Raw genomic sequence first — 19,311 nt, forward strand, 5'->3', positions numbered from 1 at the left:
ACGCCACGGTCAGGACTGCGGCTCCCGGGGCTGAGGCTGAGGAGCCGGGGTCACGTCGGGCTGCGGGCCGGTCAGTACGGCACCGGGGCCGGCGGGCGTCGGTGCCGGCTGCGGTGCCGGCGGATCGGTCGCGTGTGCGGTGCCGTCGAACAGCGCGCCTTCCGTGTCGGGAGAGAGCGACTTCTGGGCGCGTCCCATCGCGAAGAGCAGCACGACCATCACGACCGGGCAGACGGCGAAGGCCGTGAACGCGCCTCCCGTACCGAGTCCCGCGTCCAGCAGGACACCGCCGAGCCACGGGCCGATCATCGCGCCGACCTTCGCCACCGATGAGGCCCAGGCGGCGCCGTTGGCACGGATCGAGGTGGGGTAGAAGGTGCCGGCGATGCTGGTGATGCCGCCGTGGCCGCCGTTGATGAACATCTTCGCGGAGATGATGACGCAGATGTAGAGCACCGGGCCGGGCGAACCCAGGCCCAGGGTCAGCATGGCGAGGGACGCCATCAGCGGCATCCACAGAATGCTGCCGACGCCTTTGCGGTCCACGAACCTGCTGATGGCCAGCTGTGCGACGGCTCCCGCGACGCTCGCCGCCGCCGCGATAGTCGCAGCGGCGCTGACGCTGAAGCCCATCCGCTCGTTGATCAGCGGCGTCCAGAACACCATGAAGTAGATCAGCGCCGAGGAGAGCAGATAGACCAGCCACAGAAGCGGGGTGATCCGCGCGAGCGAGCCGCGGAAGAGCTTCGCGGGAGTGAACTTCCCCGCCGTCGTCGCCGGTTGCGGGTCCCCCGGGACGAAGTGCGCACCCGGGGCGACCGGTTGGCCGGGCCACAGCCGGGTGAGTATCGCGGCGATGCGCCTGTCGGCGTCGGGACGGCCGCGCTGGGCGAGGAACTTGACGGACTCGGGGAGGAAGTACAGCACCGGGACGAGAGCCAGCAGGGAGCAGACGCCGCCGGCGATGTAGACCGACTGCCAGCCGTGGCCGGGCACCAGCAGGTTCGAGATCGGCCCGCCGGCCGCACCGCCCAGCGTGTAGCCCACCATGATCACCGAAATCGCGGTCACGCGGGCCCTCTTGGGCGCGTACTCGGCCGCCAGGGCCCAGGACAGCGGCAGCACGCCGCCGAGGAAGAAGCCCGAGATGAAACGCAGCGCCATGAGATGCCCGTACGTCTCGGCACCGGCGAAGCCCAGCATGAAGATGCCGAAGCCCGCCACGCACAGCACGATCGACGGCTTGCGGCCGAGGCGGTCGCCCAAGTACCCCATGCACAGCCCGCCGACGAGCGTGCCGAACAGGCCGACGGTGCCCAGCGTGCCCAACTGGGTGTCGCTCAGGGAGAAGTCGCCCCTCAGGTAGGTGGCGGTGAAGGAGAGGATCTGGAAGTCGAAGCCGTCGAGGAAGGTGATCAGGCAGCAGACGGCGAAGACCCGGTACCAGGCCCGGCGGCCCTGCTGCTTCTCGACGAGCGGAGCGAGTTCGACGACTGGGGGCGACCCGGACGGTGAATCAGGGGACGGTATGGATGACATGGGAACTCCTCGTCATTGAGGGTGCGCGGGATATACCGAGATGCAGCCTCGGTCTGCGTCGACACGGACCCGGTCACCGGTGCGGATGACGGTGAGCGGATCGCGGTCCAGCCCGGTGACGGTGGGGACCCGGGTGACGACCGCCCCGAGGGCGGCCTTGGTGGTGACGGTGACGAAGATCATCGCCAGTGGTGCGGTGCCCAGCAGCCGTGTGGCCTGGAAGAAACCGGCCCAGCCCGAGGAGCCCTTGGCGCCGGGGAAGACGAGAACCTTCCCGGTGAAGCACTGCCCGTACAGCGGATGACGGCGCTCGATGATCACGCCTCGGGCCGGGTCGATGCCGCCCCAGCCGGAGATCGTCTCGTGGGAGACGAGTGCCTCGCCCTCTGCCGTACCCGGGACGACGGTCCTGCCTCCGCCCAACTCCAGTGGTACGGAGACCGGTTGAGGCTTCTTCAGGCATCCGCCGGTGGCTTCCGCGGCGGACGCGGCCGCCGCTGCGGGTGCCCGGGCGTCATGGCGGGGGCTCATCGCAGGTCTCCCTTCCAGCGCCCGGTGACTGCCGCTTCGATGCAGTCCCGCAGGCTGCCGAACCACGCTTCGATGCCGAGGATGGCGGGCAGGTAGTGCGCCTGCTTGGCGGAGTCGGTGGCGAAGACCTTGGTGCCGGGCGGCGCCGAACGGGACATGGCCGGGCAGGAGTCGGTCAGTACGCTCCCGCCTGCCCGCTCGATCACTCCGGTCCACCCGTTGCGGTCGGCGGTCGTACGCAGCGCACGCGGCACCATCAGCCACAGCTGCGTCCCGGAGTGCAGCTTCCTGCCGTCCAGCAGCCGCGCCGTCTCGCGCACCTGGTCGAGTGAGGCGTGCGGGCATCCCAGCAGGACGAAGTCGACGTCGCCGCAGTCGCCTTGGGAGTTGAGGTCCTCATACACGTGACGGCGCTCGCGCTCGCCGTACGGCACGGCCTCCGGCGGTTCCGCACCCCCGAACGCCTCCGGGACGGTGGGCGCCTCGGGTGTGATGCCCGGCAGGTGGTAGATCTCCACACCGCCCGAGGATGCCGCGGCGGCCCCGAAGTGCTTGAGGTCCAGCAGGTCGGGCTGCTTCAACTCACCGGTGACAACGGGGCGTTCCTCCTGTACGAGACCGCCGGCGAAGTATCCGAGCATCCCCCACTCCAGGGGCCCGTCCACAGGGGCACGCGCCTCGATGAGGTGCGTACCGCGGCGGTTCTCGCTGTGATGGTTGCCCCAGCAGGGAATGCGGCCGGTCAGTGAGGCGGCGCCGGTGGAGGCACCGCCTTCGCAGTTGGTACGGGCCCCCAGCACGGAGTTGGCGTAGACGACCGCCGAGGACTCCATCCACGCGACGTGTTCGCCGCGGACGGGAATGTTGCCGACCTGATAAGGCGTGCACGTCGCAAGGATGTTGACGCCTTTGCGTCCGTAGAAGGCCTCGGCGTCGCTCTGCAGCTCGACAAGTTCCTTCGGGTAGGGGGCGATGCCGGCGGAGTCGGGCCCGAAGGACTGCTGCAGCTGACACGTCGGCACCCGCATGTCGGGGATCTCCAGGGTGTCGTCGCAGTCCAGATTGATGACGGAGTACGCCCTGTCCCACCCGCCCTCACGCACCAGCCGGGCTTTCACCGGCGAGGGCTGGGTCATCGTCCCGGCCACGTTGCGCACGTCGCACAGCCACTCGGCGTCCAGCGCGCGGCCGTAGCGGACGAGCAGGTCCATCGCCGCCGCCACGGCGGGGCCTTCCGCGCCGTCCAGCATGGCCTTGTCGGAGTCGGTGAGGAGCATCAGCGGTGGGTTCCTTCCGCACGGGCAGCGGCACTCGGTGGGGCATCCGGAGTCGTGTCCGGAGGCGATTCCGGAGGCGGATGCGCCGCCGTGGCCGGCGACGCCGCAGCCGGGTCGCCGTCACGGGCAGCGGGGCAGGACGTACGGCCGGGCAGCCGGCGGGGGGCGAGAACCGCGCCTTCCTGGAGGGGCCGCACGGTTCGGCGGTAGACCGAGAGCCAGCCGCGGCCCGCGCCGTGGGCATCCGCAGCTCCCCCGGATCCGGCGACGGCCAGGGCCAGTTCCTCGCCGCGCCGGGCCAACTCCTCGTCGGGTACGCACAAGTCGGCGCGTCGTGCGGTCACGTCGATCGCGATGGTGTCGCCGTCGCGGACGAGGGCGAGCGGCCCTCCGTCCGCGGCTTCCGGTGAGACCTCGCCCACGACCACGCCCTTGTTGACGAGGCCGGAGAGCTGCCCGTCGGTCACCACGGCCACCTGCCCGGTCAGCCCCGCCCCGTCGAGGGCGAAGACGGGGCGGGAGGCCATGCCCATGCCCGGGGTGCCCTTCGGGCCGAGTCCGCGGAGCACCAGCACCGAACCGGGCTCGACCTCGCCGCGTCCGAGTCCGTCCAGCGCGGCCTGCGGGGTCTCGTAGACCTTCGCCGGGCCCGTGAAGGAGGTCTCGCGTTCCTCGTCGACCGCCAGCTTGACGATGCCGGTGGCGGGGGCGAGGCTGCCGCGGATCAGCACGATGGTGGGGCGGCGTCCCAGCGGGCGGCCGGCGGGACGGATGACCGTTCCGTCGAAGCCGGACGTCCCGCCGTCCGGGTCCGTCAGGTTCTCGCCCAGGCTGCGCCCGCTGACCGTACGCGCGGAGGTGTGCAGCAGGCCGCCGAGTGCCCGCAGTACGCCGGCCGCGCCACCTGCCGCCTCGAACTCCTCGATGCTGTGCGGCCCGTTGGGGCGTACGGCCGTCAACAGCGGTACCCGGTCGGCCAGTTGCTCGTACAGCCCGTACACGTCCGTGCCCGACTCGGCTTCTTCCGCTATCGCCTGCAGATGCTTCACCGAATTGATGGAGCCGCTCACGGCGAGCATGAGCGTCACGGCATTCTCGAAGGCCTGCGGTGTCAGCAGGTCACGCGGCCGCAGGTCTTCGTGCACGAGCTCCACGGCGCGGCGTCCGGCGGCGCGCGCGTCGGCCCACATCTTCGGGGAGTTCGCCAGCACGGGCGTCGACCCGGGCAGTGCCATGCCGAGCGCCTCGCAGGCCATGTGCATGGAGTTGGCGGTTCCCATGCCGGCGCAGACACCGGGACCTGCGACCGCGTTCTCGCTCATCCCGGTCAGCTCTTCCAGGGAGAGCCTGCCCTGGGCATGGTGTCCCGCGGCGAGGAAGACGTCCTCGATGTCGCAGTGCCTGCCCTCGAACGTGCCGCACGGCTGGTAGCCGCAGCCGACCATGACGGTGGGCAGGTCGATGCGGGCCGCGGCCATCAGCTGACCGGGGGCGGTCTTGTCGCACGAGGCGAGGCACACCATGCCGTCCAGCTGGGCGCCTTCGACCGCGGCCTCGATGTCGTGGCTGATCAGATCGCGGGAGGAGAGGATGTAGCCGCCGCGCCCCCCTGCGCTGTGGATGAAGTCGCTGGGGGCGACCGTGCGGATCTCGAAGCCGATACCGCCGGCTTCCGCCACCGATTCCTTCACCGCGTCGGCGATGCCGTCGAGATGGCTGTAGCAAGTGGCGAGCGACGAGGAGGAGTTGACGATGGCGATCTTCGGCTTGGCCATGTCCTCGTCGGTGAGTCCGAGCGCGCGCCACTGGGCCCGGCGCACCGCCCAGGGAGACGTGCCCGGCTGGTAGTTGCTGCGCAGTTGCGTCATGGGCCTTTCCTGCTCCTCGGTGCGGCTGCGGGGCGTCGGACGGAGTGCGCGGTCAGTCCTCGACGTTGGGTGCGAGACGTTCGCGGAGCGCGACGGTGTCGATGCGGTGGACGCTGCCGTCTCCGGCCGTCCCGGCCAGGTCCAGCGCATGGGCGGCGCCCGCACCCATCGCGGCGCACGGCCCCATGACGCGCACGCTGGAGAGCGCGGCGGCGTCCCCGTCGGCGCAGCGCCCGGCGGCGACGAGGTTGTCGGCGTCCGGGGAGAGCATCGAGCGCAGCGGTACGTAGTGGAGGTGGTCGGCGTCGAACATCTCCCAGACGTAGCCCTCTGCCTTGTCGTGCAGCTCGATCGGCCAGGCCGTACGGGCCACCGCGTCCTCGAAGCGGGTGCCTGCCCGTACTTCTTCGAGGCTCAGCGCGTGGACGCCCTTGATCCAGCGGGTCTGCCGCCGGCCGGGCAGCCCGTAGGACCGCACGCGTGCGTCACCGAACGCCTTCGGGTACTCGGCGCGGAGGAACTCCACGACCAGGTCTGCCTGTTCGCGGCCTTCGAGCTGTGCCTGCGCGGCGCGCACGGGGTCGAGCGGTGCCTCGATGTGGGTCATGTTCAGTACGGCCGTGTTGCGCCCGGGGAAGAAGAAGGCGAGCCCGTCGCGGCGCAGCAGCCCGTAGTCGGCGGCTTTGCGTGCGACGTGTTCGGCCAGTTCCTCACGGCCGGGCTGGTGCGTCTCGTCGAGGTGTTCGAGCACGATCTGCTGGGAGCCGTAGATGGTGCGTTCGGGGACCCGGCAGGGCAGTCCGGCCTCCCAGGCGAGCGCCGCGTCGCCGCTCGCGTCGATGAAGCCGGGGGCCGACACGTGGACGTCGCCGTAGCGGGTCGCGAAGGTGACGGCGGTGACGCGGCGCCCGTCCCGTTCGACGCCGGTGATCGACGCGCCCAGAACGACGCGGATGCCGAGTTCACGGATTTTCCGCTCGACCCAGCGGCCCAGCGCCACCTCGTCATAACTGACGGTGATGGTGTGTCCGCGGTTGAAGTGCACGTCCCCGCTCGCCCCGAGGTCGGCGAAGATCTCGTCGAACATGCCGTGGGTGAGCTGCCGGTAGCCGGGCGCGTTGCCGAAGACTCCGCAGAAGAGGCCGATCAGGGAGTTGACCATCTGGCCGCCGAGCACGGGGAGGCTGTCGACGAGCACGACGTCGCGGCCCAGCCGGGCGGACTCGACGGCGGCGGAGATCCCCGAGACCCCCGCGCCCACGATGCACACATCGGCGTCCAGGGCATGAGCGGTGGACGCGGACGGCTTGGTGACGGTGTGCAGCGTGAGGCCGGTCAGTGCATGCGGCATGCGGGGCTCTCCTCTTCCGTGACGTGCGACGGAACCACCCGCTGCCGAGGGGCCGGTCGGGGTGGCGGCCGTTGCGGGCACAGTAGGGAGCCCTCATCCGGAAAGGGAACGTCCGGTTCAATAGCCTGTTTGGCTGGCCGCTATCAATCCGGTTTATGACACGGCTCTCCTGCCCGCGGCGGCTCTTCCGGCTGACCGGTCCCGTCGGACTTCACGCTCGCCGGTTCCGCCACGTCCGGTCCGAGTTCGGCGGCTGCTCTCGCCACCAGCCCGCGCAGCCAGCTGTTCGCCGGATCCTTGTCGTAGACGGTGTCCCACCACAGCAGCTCGTCGATGTCGTCCAGCGGAACCGGCCACTCCAGCGCCCGCAGCCCCCGCTCCGCGGGCAGCCGGGCCGCGAGCCGGGCCGGATACAGAGCCACCCTGCGCGTACCGGCGATGAAGTCGGGAACGGCGCGGTAGCTCTCGACGCGTACGGCGATCCGCGGCCGGATGCCCAGAGCGGCCAGCTGCCGGGTGGCCGGAGAGGCCGAGGGATAGCCGGCGTCACGGTGGTAGGGCACCACCCACGGCAGCGGCTTCACGTCGTCCAGCACGAAGGGTTCCGCCTCGCACAGCGGATGGTCGGCGGACAGCAGGCACATCCAGCGGTCCTTGAAGAGCGGCTGCGAGCCGACGGGCGTACGGAAGTGGCCCAGCCGCGGGGAGACCATGCCGTCCACGAGCCTGATGGTCTCGACGATGTCGTCCCCGATCGTCTCCCGTACCAGCCGCATGTGCAGAGCCGCGTGAGGCGCCTCGCGGGCGAGCAGCCGCGAGAGCCGGTCGCCGAGCACCGTGGCCGGATAGTCGGACATCAGCAGCGTGAACTCCCGCCGGGATCCGGCCGGTTCGAAGGCGCTGCCGGTCGCGAAGAGCCGTTCGGTCGCGGCGCAGACCGTCTCCACCTGCTCTGTCAGCTGCGTGGCGAGCGGGGTGAGGACGTACACGCCGTTGCTGCGGAGCAGCAGCTCGTCCCCGAAGTGCCTGCGCAGCCGGGAGAGGGAGGCGCTGACGGCGGGCTGTGAGACCCCGAGCCGCCTCGCCGCCCGGGTCACATTGCGCTCCCGGAACAGCTCGCGCAGCGTGACCAGGAGGTTCAGGTCGAGATTGGCGAGGTGGGCGGGCGTACGCGCGGGGCCGGTGGTCATGCGGGCAGCGTGGGCGGTGGCTCCGCGTCGGGCAAGGGTCGTGCCGGCACGGAACGGAGAAAACGGTGGACATCCCTGCCCGCCTCTGCCCGCCTGCACCGCCCGTTCCAGCCTCCGGCCGCCCCGTGCCGTTGACGGATCCCGGCCACCTGTCTAGTTTTCGCCACGGCGGCCGCCTCATCCGAAGGAGCGCCGTATGGGAGTGGGCAGTCGGTCCGGCACAGGATCGGTGACCAGCAGAGCTCTGCGGGTGCTGGAGGTGTTCTCGCCGACGGCGCCGGTGCTGAAGCTGACGGACATCTCGCGTCATACCGGGCTGCCCCTCACCACCGCACACCGGCTCGTCAGCGAACTGACCGCATGGGGCGCCCTGGAGCGGGAAGCGGACGGCGGCTACCGCATCGGCCTGCGCCTGTGGGAGATCGCGGCGCTGGCACCACGGGGCCTCGGCCTGCGGGAGTCGGCCCTTCCGAACCTCTCCGACCTGGCTCGTGTCACGGGCGAGAACGTCCAGCTCGCCGTCCGCGAGGACGTCTCCGTGGTCTACGTGGAGCGGCTCGCGGGACGCGGCTCGGTGCCCGTACTGACCCGCGTCGGCGGACGGTTCGCGCTGACACCGACCGGTGTGGGCCGCGTCCTGCTGGCTCACGCACCGCCGGACGTCCAGGAGTACGTCCTCTCGCAGCCGCTGATCCGCTACACCGAACGCACCCAGTGCGACCCTTCCCGGCTGCGGCAGATACTGGCGGAGGTCCGCCACACCGGTGTCGCCGTGTGCGAACGGCAGGTCACCATGGACAGCGTGTCCGTGGCCGCACCCGTGTACGGGCCGGGCGGCGAGGTCGTCGCGGCCGTCTCCGTCGTGGCGCACGTGGACACCGTCCAGGGGCACACCCTGGTCCCGCTCGTGCAGGTCGCCGCCTCCGGCATCTCCCGTACCCTGGGCGCGCCACCGCCCGCTTCGCCTTCCGGGGCGGGCGGCCGGCGCTGAAGCCGCGCTCCCCCGGACGGGGCGGCCGTGACGTTCACAGGTCGAGGACGAGCCGCCCGCCCCGGCAGCGCGAGACGCAGATGAACATGACGTCGCCGGTGTCCCGTTCGGCTTCGCTGAGCAGCGCATCACGGTGTTCGGGCACCCCCTCCAGCACCCCGGTCTCGCAGGTGCCGCAGGTCCCTTCCCGGCACGAGGAGAGCACGGGTACGCCCGCCTCCTCCACGGCTTCCAGCACGGAACGGTCCGCCGGCACGGCCAGCGTCCTCCCCGACTGTGCCAGCACCACCTCGAAGGAGCCCGGACGCCCCGCGTCCCGCGGGGACTTGGGAGCGAAGCGCTCGGTGTGCAGCGCACCGGCGGGCCAGGACGTACAGCGCTGCTCGACGGCCGCCAGCAACGGCTCCGGTCCGCAGCAGTAGACGGCGGTGTCCTCGCGGGGGGCCGCCAGCACCGCGTCCAGGTCGAGAAGTCCGCTCTCGTCCTCGGGACAGAGCCGTACGCGGGCAGGCGCGCGCTCGGCCAGCTCTCCGGCGAAGGCCATGGACGAGCGGGTGCGCCCGCCGTACAGCAGTCGCCACTCGGCGCCCCGCCGTCCGGCCTCGGCGATCATCGGTACGAGCGGGGTGATGCCGATGCCCCCGGCGACGAAGAGGTACGAAGCCGCTTCGACGAGGGGGAAGTTGTTGCGCGGGCCGCGGACACGGACCGTGGAGCCGACGGCGAGTTCGTCGTGCACGTACCGGGAGCCGCCACGTCCGTCCGGCTCCCGGAGGACCGCCACCTGAAGGACCGAGGTGTCGCCGGGATCACCGCACAGCGAGTACTGCCTCTCTCCCCGCGGGCCCAGGAGCAGATCGATGTGGGCGCCGGGTGCCCAGGCGGGCGCCGGCCCCCCGCCGGCGGGTGCGAGCGTCAGACGTACGACGTCTTCGGCGAGCAACTCCTTCCGTACGAGCGCGAGTTCGGTCTCCGTCGCCTCGTCGCCCCGGGAGGCCCCCGGCGGCATGGTTCCGGTTGTCACAGGGAGTCCCCCTCGGAGTGCCGCGGCACGGTGCCGTCGTGTGCGGATGGGCCGGTTTCAGGGTGGCCGGACAGCCAGTCCCACAGCTCGACGGGGTCCTCGAACTCCCGTCCGGCGCCGCAGAAGCAGACGGCGAGCAGCCGGTCGGTGCCGGGCACCCAGTGGATGCGGTGCACCCCTGGAAGTACGGCCCTGCTCGATTCCGTGCCGCTCATCGGGCAGCCGGTTCGCGCACCGGGGCGGCTGTCGCACCGGTACGGGATGCGCCCTCCTCACGCAGGCGCGCGAGGATGCGGCGGGCGGCCAGACCGCCCGTGTCGATGTTGATGCTGAGCTCCTGGTAGCCGTCCGGTTCGGCGGCCAGCGCCTCTTCCAGCACGTCGAGGGCGACGACGTCCTGGAGGACGACGGTGCGGTTGTTCTCCCGGAGGAAGTCCGTGACCTTGTCGTCGTCCAGGGCGAAGTCGCGTGCCACGGCCCAGAAGTCGTGGGTGCTTCCGTCCGTCTCCGGGGTGATGGCGTAGACGACTTCGACGTGGAAGGCGTGCGGGTCGCTGCCGTCCGGCTCGGGCGGAGGGGCACCGACGGGGGTGATGCGGCTGTGCAGCAGATACAGGCACGGGGCGTGGTACTCGATGTCCTGCCACCGCGTGATGCGTCCTCGGATGCCGGTGGACTCCGCGTAGAAGGGAGGGCAGGCGGCGTCGTCCATGTGACGGCTCACTCGCACGATCCCGGCTGCTTCGTCGACCTCGGTGGTGATGGGGGTCCCGGCGACCTCGGGGGTGCCGATGTAGCCGCCGTGCAGATACGTCTCGTGGGACAGGTCGAGCAGGTTGTCCACCAGGAGGCCGTAGCGGGCGGCGAGCGGCTCCATGCCCCGGACGACGGTCCAGCCGGATCCGTCGAGCCACGGTGCACGCGGGATGCGCTTCTCGTCCGCGAGTTCACGGTCGCCGATCCACACCCAGACGAAGGAGTCCCGCTCCACGACGGGGTAGGACCAGAGCCGTGCGGTGCGCGGGACGCGCTGCTGCCCGGGAACGCTCACGCACACACCGTCGGCACCGTAGGTGAAGCCGTGGTAGCCGCAGACCACGCGGTCGCCGTCCAGGTGGCCGGGCTCCTGGGAGAGGGGAAAGCGCCGGTGCACGCAACGGTCCGACATGGCCGTGACCTCTCCGGCCTCGGTCCGCCACAGCAGCACCGGTTCGCCGCAGACCGTACGCGAGAAGAGCCGGTGGCCGACCTCGTCGGCGTAAGCCGCGACATACCACTGATTGCGGATGAAAGACGTCACTGTGCCTCCTGCCGGAAGGGCCCAAGGGGAGGCGGCCACAGTGCTCCTGGCCTTCGCGGGACGGACAGTGCCGTTTCCGCTCAACGGAAGCGGACCCTCCAGGAGGCACGCGACGTGACCCGTACGGTGAGGCCCGAAGATTGCAGCGCAGCCGGCAGGCGAGGCGCAGACCTCTCGCCGTCGGCGAGCGAGGCTTCACCTCCGCCGGCCTCGCACTCGACGACCACCCCGACCCGCACGAGGAGACACAGCAGCATGAGCGACATCCGACGCGTGCTCGTCACCGGCTCCCGCACATGGAACGACGAACAGCAGATCGCCGGCGCGCTCCTCGAAACCTTGCACAACTCGCTCGCGGACGGAGCGGACGGCATCCTCGTCGTCCACGGCGCCCGCCCCCACGGCCCGGACGCACAAGCAGCCGAGTGGTGCGCCGCCCATGACATTGCGGCCGAAGCCCACCCCGCCGACCGGGAAACGCACGGCAATGACGCCGACTACATCCGCGACCGGCACATGGTCGCCGCCGGCGCCGACGTGTGCCTCGTCTTCGTCGCCCCCTGCACCTCCGGCAAGTGCCGCCGGCCCAAGCCGCACAACTCCCACGACGCCAACGCCTGCGCCGCCCTCGCCGCCGACGCCGGCATACCCGTCAGGAGATGGACGACCTGACCGGGCACGTCCTACTGGAGTTCGCTGAAGCGTTCGGTCGCCCGAGTGCGGCCGGCCACGATGATGGTGTCGTCCGACTCCACCACCGTTTCGGCGGTGGCGTAGGTGAAGCCTTCGCCGGGGCGTTTGATGGCGACGACAGTGACGTGATGGCGGGTCCGAACAGCGCTGCTCCCCAAGGGAAGACCGATGACATCAGCGGGCGGCGTCGTCTTCACCATGGCGAAGTCGTCCTCGAATTCGATGTAGTCGAGCATGCGCCCACGCACCAGGTGAGCGACACGCTGACCCATGTCGTGTTCTGGGTAGACCACGTGCTGAACGCCGAGCTGACTGAGAATGCGCCCGTGTGCCTCACTGATCGCCTTGGCCCACACGTGCTGGATACCGAAGGAGATCAGCAAGGAGGCAGTGAGGATGCTGGCTTCCAGATCCGTACCGATCGCCACGACAGCACGGTCGAACTCGTGGACTGCGAGCTGACGCATCGCGTCTTCCTTGGTGGAATCCGCGCGCACGACATGAGTGAGCGACCCGGACAACGACTGGACGACTTCCGCGTCCTCATCGATGCCCAGAACCTCGGTGTCCTCATCGATCAGTTCCAGCGCCAGCGCCCGGCCGAAGCGTCCGAGGCCGATGACGACGACGGAATCCTTGTGAGGAGCGCGCCGCTTCTTGTGCGGGGGGTGCTTAGCCAATGACAGGTCGCTCCTCAGGCAGGTCGTACATGCGGACGCGCTGGCGCAAGGCGAGCGCGGAGGCCACGGTGATGGGGCCGAGCCGGCCGATGAACATCAGCGCGGTGAGCAGGAGCAGTTCCAGCCGAGGCAGATCAGCGGTGATACCTGTGGACAGGCCTACGGTGGCGAAGGCCGAAACGACCTCGAACAGGGACCGGTCCAAGCTGTACTCGGTGGAGATCACGAAGACCAGCGTCGAGGTGGCGACCGCCGCCACCGACAGCAGGACCACGGTCAGCGCCTGGCGTTGGACATCGCTGTGGAGTCGGCGACGGAAGATGTTCACGGCCCCGTCGCCGCGCACCTCGGCGTATATGACGAAGAACAACACGGCGAAGGTCGTGACCTTGATGCCCCCGGCGGTGCCGGCGCTGGCTCCGCCGACGAACATCAGCACATCCATACCCAGCCAGGTGGCGGGGTTCAACTGCCCCGTGTCCACGCTGTTGAACCCGGCAGTGCGGGGCATGACCCCCTGGAAGAAGCCGGCCAGAACCTTCCCGGGGACGTCCATGGGGCCCAGCGTTCCCGGGTTTCCCCATTCGAGGGCAGTGATGAACGTGCTGCCGCCGACCAGGAAGATCCCGCTGACAGAAAGCACGATCTTGGTGTGCAGTGACCAACGGCGAGGCCTGCGCAAGTGGCGGCGCAGTTCGAACAGAACGGGAAAGCCCAGCCCCCCGGCGATGACCGCGAACGCTATGGGCAGACAGATCCACGGATCGGTGGCGAAGCCCATCAGACTGTCGGTGTACAGCGCGAAGCCCGCGTTGTTGAAGGCCGAGATGGCGTGGAAAACGCCCAGCCACAACGCTCGTGGCCAGGACTCGCCGTACGCGCCGGCGAACCGCAGAAGCAGGATCGCCGCGGTGATGGCCTCCAGCACCAGGCTCGCCTTGACCACACCGAAGACCACCGTGCGCACTTCCCCGAGGCCGAGCGTCTTGGTTTCCGCCGCGGCCGTCAAACGTGCACGAAGTCCCATCCGGTGTGAGACGAGCACCACCAGCAGAGAGGCGAACGTCATGATGCCGAAGCCGCCGACCTGGATCAGCGCCAGGATCACAGCCTGCCCGAAGCCGCTCCAGTAGGTCGCCGTGTCCACCACCACCAGCCCCGTCACGCATACCGCCGAGGTGGAGGTGAACAATGCCTCCAGCGCTGTCGCGCCGCCTGGCCCTGCCTTGGCGGCCGGCAGCATCAGCAGACCGGTACCGACGGCGATCGCCGTGGCGAAGCCCGCCACGACCACCTGCGCCGGGTGCCGCAAACGCGGCCACCACCTGCTCATCACAGCGAGTCCCTTGCTCAGCGCCCGCACGCCCACGGTTCTTTGCACTGGACGACGATAGCCACCTGCCGACACCCTGCTCGCTCGAGGGTGTGGCTCCGTTCACGGCCTCTCCCGGGTCGCCCACCTGCTCGCCTCTGCACGGCACGCGGGCCGACCGGTGTCCCCCCGGGCTGCTCCCCCGGGGTGTCAGCGCACCCGACAGAGCGCAGCACGCGCCACAGGAGCCGCGAATCCGACCACGGGAATTACTCCGCTCGTCTCACTCTTCCGCATTTCCCGTCGTGCTCTGGGTGGCGGACGAACTGTCGCCGATGCTCAGCGCGCTGACACTTCCATGCACTGTTACTTGATTTCCGCGGGTCTCGTACCATCTCAGCATCACGTCCCGAACAAATCTCACCGCCGGAGCCAGGTGCCGCAGCGCAAATCCCAGCACCGTGAGAAAGACGAGAAGCGCAGCCAGATTCACAATCACCGGCTGGCCCATCAGAACGCGACTCGTCCCGATACCTGCCAGCACCGCAAGAAGGAGCAGAGCGAAACAGAACGGCACGACGTGCTCGCTGTCGTCCGCCGTGCGCACCACGGAGCCTTCGACGAACTGGACGTCTCCTTCAGGACTGTGAGAGATGGGGCGCCACTTCTCCCCGCCCGCCCCGCTGGCGAGGATCTTGACGGTGACGCTCTGATCCCGCTCGAGTTGCCCCACCGAGTAGATGACTTCGTTTCTTCCCTGCTCTCTGTCCGCCCGTCGTTCGACTCCCAGTTCCCGGTCCGGAACCGGAGAGCAGTGGCTGTCGACCACTACGGCGGACTGCGGAAATTCCAGACGCACTTGATGGTCCCGGACGACGCGGTTCCCGGCGTTCTCCACCTTGAATTCGACCAGCGTCAACTCATCGACGGGATTCCCGTGATAGAAGAGCTGGATGCCCTGACGTACATCAGAATCAAGATCGATTCCCGCCCGCTGAGTCTTCGAGCTCCAGACCAGCCGCTTCCTGGGCTCTCTGGACGCCTGGAACCGGAATGCGGCGACGGTGGCCAGCAGGGTTGCCACAGCTCCGACGACAGCAGCAAGTAACTCCGACTGGTGATCCGTCAACAGTCCTGCGGAAAACAGCACTACTCCCCCCGAATGGTTCATCCACCCCAGAGCGTTGCACTCCGGCCGTCGACTCCGTGTGCGGCGCCGGTCACCGGAAGGGCCGCCGGTTGTCGCGGCTCCCGTCTCCCGCGACATCACGCACTCGTCGTGCGAACTCTTCCACAAACCGGTGACAGGTTCGGCCGGGATCCCTCCGGGGCAGCCGGATCGTGATCGCTCTCGCCTCCCTGGCCTGCGGCAGGTCGCGGGCGTGGCGGTCTTCGACGCGTCCCGCTGCCGTGTTGGACTTGGCAGGGTGCGGGTCATGGCGGTGCCCGATCGGCGTCATGGCACAGCACATACCTGGCGGTCCACGGCGTGACATCGAGGATACGGAGGCAGCCCGTGGCTGAGTCGCGAGACGACGAGCAGCTCGCCGGGCGCCTGGTGGCCGTGGCCCTGCTGGGGTTGGTGCTGATCGTTCCGCCGTTGCTGGCGCAGTTCGACCGCGCGGACCGGGTCTTCGGCGTCCCGCTTCTCTGGGCCTACCTGTACATCGTCTGGGCGGTCGTGATCGGCATGGTCGCCGTCATCGGCGGCAGATCGAGGTAGCGCCGTGCTGCAGACCTGGGTCATCGTCGTGGTTTCGGTGGGGTACCTCGGTCTGCTCTTCGCCGTGGCCTCCTACGCCGACCGGCGGGCGGACGCCGGCCGGAGCGTGATCAACAACGCCACCGTCTACGCGCTGTCCCTTGCGGTGTACGAGACCGCGTGGGGCTTCTACGGCAACGTGGGCACGGCCGCCACAGCCGGAGTCGGCTTCCTGTCGGTCTACCTGGGGCCGATGCTCATGTTCGCGCTGGGCTGGCTGGTGCTGCGCAGGATCATCCGGATCAGCCGACGGCACCGGATCACCTCGCTGGCCGACTTCGTCTCCGCCCGCTACGGCAAGAGCGCAGCGCTGGGCGGTCTGGTGACGATCATCGCCGTGGTGGGGATCGTTCCCTACATCTCGCTGCAGCTCAAGGCGATCTCCAACACCTTCGAGATCCTTCGCCGGCACCCCGAGATCACCTCCACCTCGGAGCTGGGCCATGTCCCGCTGTTCCAGGACACCGGGTTCTACGTCGCGCTGCTGCTGGCCGCGTTCACCATCCTCTTCGGCACCCGGCACCTGGACACCACCGAACGCCACGAGGGCGTCGTCGCCGCCATCGCGTTCGAGTCCGTGGTCAAGCTCGTGATGTTCCTGTCGGTCGGGATCTTCGTGAGCTTCTGGGCGTTCGGGGGTTTCGGTGACCTGTTCTCCCAGGCAGCGGACGCCGATCTCAGCAGGCTGTTCACGGTGCGGGAGGAGACGGGCTACGGCGAGTGGGTCTGGCTCAACGTGCTGTCCATGCTGGCGATCGTGCTGCTGCCCCGGCAGTGGCAGATGATCGTCGTCGAGAACGTCGACGAGCGGCACCTCAAGCGGGCGATGTGGCTCTTCCCGCTGTACCTGCTCGCGATCACCTTCTTCGTGCTTCCGATCGCGGCCGGTGGGCTGCTGCAGTTCGGAGGATCCGTCGACGCCGACACCTATGTGCTGGCACTGCCGATGGCCGAAGGCCCGCAGGTACTCGCGCTGCTCGTCTTCATCGGCGGCATCAGCGCGGGCACCAGCATGATCATCGTCGAGACGATCGCGCTCAGCACCATGGTGTCGAACTCGCTCGTGATGCCGCTGCTGCTGCGTGGCAGGTCCCGGCTGGCACAGCGGGCCGACGTCGCCGGGCTGGTGCTGGGCATTCGCCGGGCGACCATCGTGCTGGTCCTGCTGCTGGGGTATGCCTACTTCCGGCTCGCCGGCGAGGGACCGGCGCTGGGATCGATCGGCACTGTGTCGTTCGCGGCGGTGGCACAGTTCGCGCCCGCGATCCTGGGCGGCCTGTTCTGGAAGGGCGGCACCCGACACGGCGTGCTGGTCGGACTGTTGGCGGGATTCGCGGTGTGGGCGTACACCCTGCTGCTGCCGATCTTCGCCGACGCCGGACTGCTGCCTTCCTCGTTCCTGCGTGAGGGCCCGCTCGGCATCGAACTGCTCCGGCCGCAGCGCCTGTTCGGACTGACGGGAATGGACCCGATCAGCCATGCGATGTTCTGGAGTGCGCTGCTGAACATCGGCGGGTACGTCGCAGTCTCGCTCGCCGGCCGGCCGGACGCCGCCGAGCGGGCACAGGCGATGCAGTTCGTCGAAGTCCTCGGGGAGCCCGTCAGGGAGCGGCGGCGCTGGCATGTCCGTGCCACGGTCGGCGAGCTGCAAACGCTCCTGGAACGCTTCCTCGGGCGGGACGGCGCCCAGCGGGCGATGCGCTCCTACCCCGGAAGGAGACCCGAGTCACCTGCGGCCGAAGCGACCCCGGAGCTGGTCAACCACGCGGAAGCCCAACTCGCCGGCTCGGTCGGCGCGGCGTCCGCGCGGCTTGCGGTCGACGCCGTGGCCGGAGAGGAGCACATCGGCACCGACGACGTCATGGAGATGATCGGCGAGGCGTCGCAGCGGGTCGAGCTGGTCCGGCGGCGACTGAAGTTTCTCTACGACGCGACCGGCGGCATCGGCACGACCCTCGACGTGACCCATACGGCCGAGGAGCTGGCGCAGGTCGCGGTCCCGCGCTTCGCCGACTTCGTCACCGTCGATCTGGCCGATGCCGTGCTGCGCGGTGACGAACCGGGGGTGAACGGCAACAGCGCCAGCACCGACGACGAGGGCGGTACGCGGATGCGCCGCCTGGCCTCCAGCGGCGTCCGCGAGGACTCCCCCCTCTACGCGACCGGCGACCTGATCACTTATGTGCCGTCTTCGCCACCTGCCCGCAGCCTCGAGAGCGGGCAGGCTGTACTGGTGCCTCGTCTGGCCGACTCCCTGGGGTGGCAGGCGGTGGACCAGGCGCGTGCCTCCCGCATCCTCGACTTCGGGATCCACTCACTCATCACGGCGCCGCTGCCCGCCCGCGGCATGCTGCTGGGCGTCGTCAACTTCTGGCGCTCCGAGGAGCCCGAGCCGTTCGAGCAGGACGATCTCTTTCTCGCGGCCGAACTGGCCGCCCGCGCCGCCGTGTCCCTGGACAACGCCCGCCGGTACACCCGCGAGCACGGCATGGCCGTGGCCCTGCAGCGGAGCCTGCTGCCCCGCGCGCTGCCCGACCAGAACGCCGTCGAAGTCGCCTCCCGGTACCTCCCCGCGCAGGAGGGAGTCGGCGGCGACTGGTTCGACGTCATCCCGCTGCCGGGCGCCAGGGTCGCGCTGGTCATGGGCGACGTCGTCGGGCACGGGCTGCATGCCGCCGCAACCATGGGGCGGCTGCGCACCGCCGTGCACAACTTCTCGTCCCTCGATCTGCCGCCGGACGAACTCCTCGGCCACCTCGACGAGTTGGTCACCCTCACCGACCAGGACGCGGTGGCGGCAGGCGACGACACCACCATCACCGGCGTCACCTGCCTGTACGCCGTCTACGACTCCGTCTCCCGCATGTGTGCCATCGCCAGGGCCGGCCACCCGACGCCCGCTCTCACGCACCCCGACGGCACCGTGGAGTTCCTGGACGTACCGTCAGGCCTCCCCCTCGGCATCGGCGGACTGCCCTTCGAGTCGATGGAGTTGCGGCTGCCCGAGGGCAGCAGGCTCGTCCTCTTCACCGACGGCCTCGTCGAGCGCCGCGGCCAGGACATCGACACCGGGCTGCAGTTGCTCCGTGAGACCCTGGCGCGCGCCGACCAGGCGCCGGAGGAGACCTGCGACGCCGTGCTCGACGCCATGCTCCCGGACATCCAGAGCGACGACATCGCGCTGCTCGTCGCCCGTACGCAGGTGCTGAGCGCCCGGCAGGTCGCCGAGTGGGACGTGGAGTCGGACCCCGCCGCCGTGCGCCACGTACGCGCCGCCGTCACCGAGCACCTCGCGGAGTGGGGGCTGGAGGACCTCGTGGACACCACGGAACTGGTCCTCAGCGAACTGGTCACCAACGCCATGCGTCACGGCGCGGGGCCCATCAATGTACGGCTGCTCCGCGACCGCACGCTCTTCTGCGAGGTCTTCGACCACAGCAGCACCTCACCGCATCTGCGTTACGCGGCCACCATGGACGAAGGCGGACGGGGCCTCTTCCTCGTGGCCCAGTTGGCCGATCGCTGGGGCACGCGCTACACCGAGCACGGCAAGGTCATCTGGGCCGAACTCACGGCACCGGGGACACTCGGCAGCTGACCGGGCCCGCCCCCGGCCCTCCGGCTGGAACGACAACCCCGGGCCATTCGCCTGGGACAGGGCCGCCGCCGAGATCCTCGACAAGGTCGCCGCATACCGCCGGCGTCGATGCCGGTGGGTGGACAAAGCACGCGGAAGCTCCTGGCTGGACAGGCGATCTTGGTCGTGAACCCGTCTGCCAGGAGCTTCTTCACG

15 protein-coding genes and 1 pseudogene are annotated in these 19,311 nt (G+C 69.7%); 4 read left to right on the forward strand and 12 right to left on the reverse strand.

The genetic code is table 11. The features are described 5' to 3' along the window. Positions 1-9: 9 nt before the first annotated feature. From ACFPA8_RS12095 to ACFPA8_RS12120, 6 genes are all read right to left on the reverse strand, one after another. The gene (locus ACFPA8_RS12095; protein ID WP_386446719.1) at positions 10-1,539 is read right to left on the reverse strand and encodes an MFS transporter; all 1,530 of its coding nucleotides are present in this window, start codon (positions 1,537-1,539) and stop codon (positions 10-12) included. 12 nt (positions 1,540-1,551) lie between these two features. Beyond that, positions 1,552-2,070: an aconitase X swivel domain-containing protein gene (locus ACFPA8_RS12100; protein ID WP_386446722.1), complete on the reverse strand. Its 519-nt coding sequence runs from the start codon at positions 2,068-2,070 to the stop codon at positions 1,552-1,554. Beyond that, positions 2,067-3,347: an aconitase X gene (locus tag ACFPA8_RS12105; protein WP_386446725.1), complete on the reverse strand. Its 1,281-nt coding sequence runs from the start codon at positions 3,345-3,347 to the stop codon at positions 2,067-2,069. Before ACFPA8_RS12105 ends, ACFPA8_RS12100 begins: the two co-directional genes overlap by 4 nt. After that, entirely contained in the window at positions 3,347-5,215 is a 1,869-nt protein-coding gene (ilvD, locus tag ACFPA8_RS12110) for a dihydroxy-acid dehydratase (RefSeq protein WP_386446728.1), read from the reverse strand. The genes ACFPA8_RS12105 and ilvD overlap by 1 nt, the downstream gene beginning before the upstream one ends. A 52-nt stretch (positions 5,216-5,267) precedes the next feature. Beyond that, positions 5,268-6,566: an FAD-dependent oxidoreductase gene (locus tag ACFPA8_RS12115; protein ID WP_386446730.1), complete on the reverse strand. Its 1,299-nt coding sequence runs from the start codon at positions 6,564-6,566 to the stop codon at positions 5,268-5,270. A 143-nt stretch (positions 6,567-6,709) separates the two neighbouring features. Continuing rightward, the gene (locus tag ACFPA8_RS12120) at positions 6,710-7,756 is read right to left on the reverse strand and encodes a LysR family transcriptional regulator (RefSeq protein ID WP_386446732.1); all 1,047 of its coding nucleotides are present in this window, start codon (positions 7,754-7,756) and stop codon (positions 6,710-6,712) included. A 229-nt stretch (positions 7,757-7,985) separates the two neighbouring features. On the opposite strand from ACFPA8_RS12120, the gene ACFPA8_RS12125 reads away from it, so the two are divergent. Further along, a complete protein-coding gene (locus tag ACFPA8_RS12125) occupies positions 7,986-8,747 on the forward strand; it encodes an IclR family transcriptional regulator (RefSeq protein WP_386446735.1) in 762 nt (253 codons plus the stop codon). 34 nt (positions 8,748-8,781) lie between these two features. Here ACFPA8_RS12125 and ACFPA8_RS12130 read toward each other — a convergent pair whose 3' ends face one another. From ACFPA8_RS12130 to ACFPA8_RS12140, 3 genes are read right to left on the reverse strand one after another with little or no spacing between them, the layout of a single operon-like run. Further along, complete coding sequence (locus ACFPA8_RS12130) at positions 8,782-9,756, reverse strand: PDR/VanB family oxidoreductase (protein ID WP_386447631.1); 975 nt, start codon at positions 9,754-9,756, stop codon at positions 8,782-8,784. Positions 9,757-9,767: 11 nt separating this feature from the next. Next, positions 9,768-9,986, reverse strand: coding sequence for a hypothetical protein (locus tag ACFPA8_RS12135; protein WP_386446737.1), 219 nt, complete (start codon positions 9,984-9,986; stop codon positions 9,768-9,770). Further along, on the reverse strand, positions 9,983-11,071 hold the full coding sequence (locus ACFPA8_RS12140; protein ID WP_386446739.1) for a Rieske 2Fe-2S domain-containing protein: 1,089 nt from the start codon (positions 11,069-11,071) through the stop codon (positions 9,983-9,985). Before ACFPA8_RS12140 ends, ACFPA8_RS12135 begins: the two co-directional genes overlap by 4 nt. 255 nt (positions 11,072-11,326) lie before the next feature. Between ACFPA8_RS12140 and ACFPA8_RS12145 the strand changes: the two genes are divergently transcribed. Continuing rightward, positions 11,327-11,743, forward strand: coding sequence for an SLOG family protein (locus ACFPA8_RS12145; RefSeq protein WP_386446742.1), 417 nt, complete (start codon positions 11,327-11,329; stop codon positions 11,741-11,743). Positions 11,744-11,754: 11 nt separating this feature from the next. Here the strand turns inward: ACFPA8_RS12145 and ACFPA8_RS12150 are convergent, their stop codons facing one another. From ACFPA8_RS12150 to ACFPA8_RS12160, 3 genes are all read right to left on the reverse strand, one after another. Next, positions 11,755-12,444 (reverse strand): potassium channel family protein, encoded by a 690-nt coding sequence (locus ACFPA8_RS12150; protein WP_386446745.1) that lies wholly within the window; start codon positions 12,442-12,444, stop codon positions 11,755-11,757. After that, positions 12,437-13,825 (reverse strand): TrkH family potassium uptake protein, encoded by a 1,389-nt coding sequence (locus ACFPA8_RS12155; RefSeq protein WP_417801319.1) that lies wholly within the window; start codon positions 13,823-13,825, stop codon positions 12,437-12,439. Before ACFPA8_RS12155 ends, ACFPA8_RS12150 begins: the two co-directional genes overlap by 8 nt. Positions 13,826-14,039: 214 nt before the next feature. Continuing rightward, positions 14,040-14,840 (reverse strand): hypothetical protein, encoded by an 801-nt coding sequence (locus ACFPA8_RS12160; protein WP_386446748.1) that lies wholly within the window; start codon positions 14,838-14,840, stop codon positions 14,040-14,042. 432 nt (positions 14,841-15,272) lie between these two features. On the opposite strand from ACFPA8_RS12160, the gene ACFPA8_RS12165 reads away from it, so the two are divergent. Then, positions 15,273-15,479: a hypothetical protein gene (locus tag ACFPA8_RS12165; RefSeq protein WP_386446751.1), complete on the forward strand. Its 207-nt coding sequence runs from the start codon at positions 15,273-15,275 to the stop codon at positions 15,477-15,479. A gap of 1,921 nt (positions 15,480-17,400) precedes the next feature. Beyond that, positions 17,401-19,116, forward strand: a pseudogene (locus ACFPA8_RS12170) (ATP-binding SpoIIE family protein phosphatase); the annotation flags it as partial. Between the last annotated feature and the right edge of the window lie 195 nt (positions 19,117-19,311).

It is taken from the genome of Streptomyces ovatisporus (assembly GCF_042653885.1).
GTDB classification, from domain to species: domain Bacteria; phylum Actinomycetota; class Actinomycetes; order Streptomycetales; family Streptomycetaceae; genus Streptomyces; species Streptomyces ovatisporus.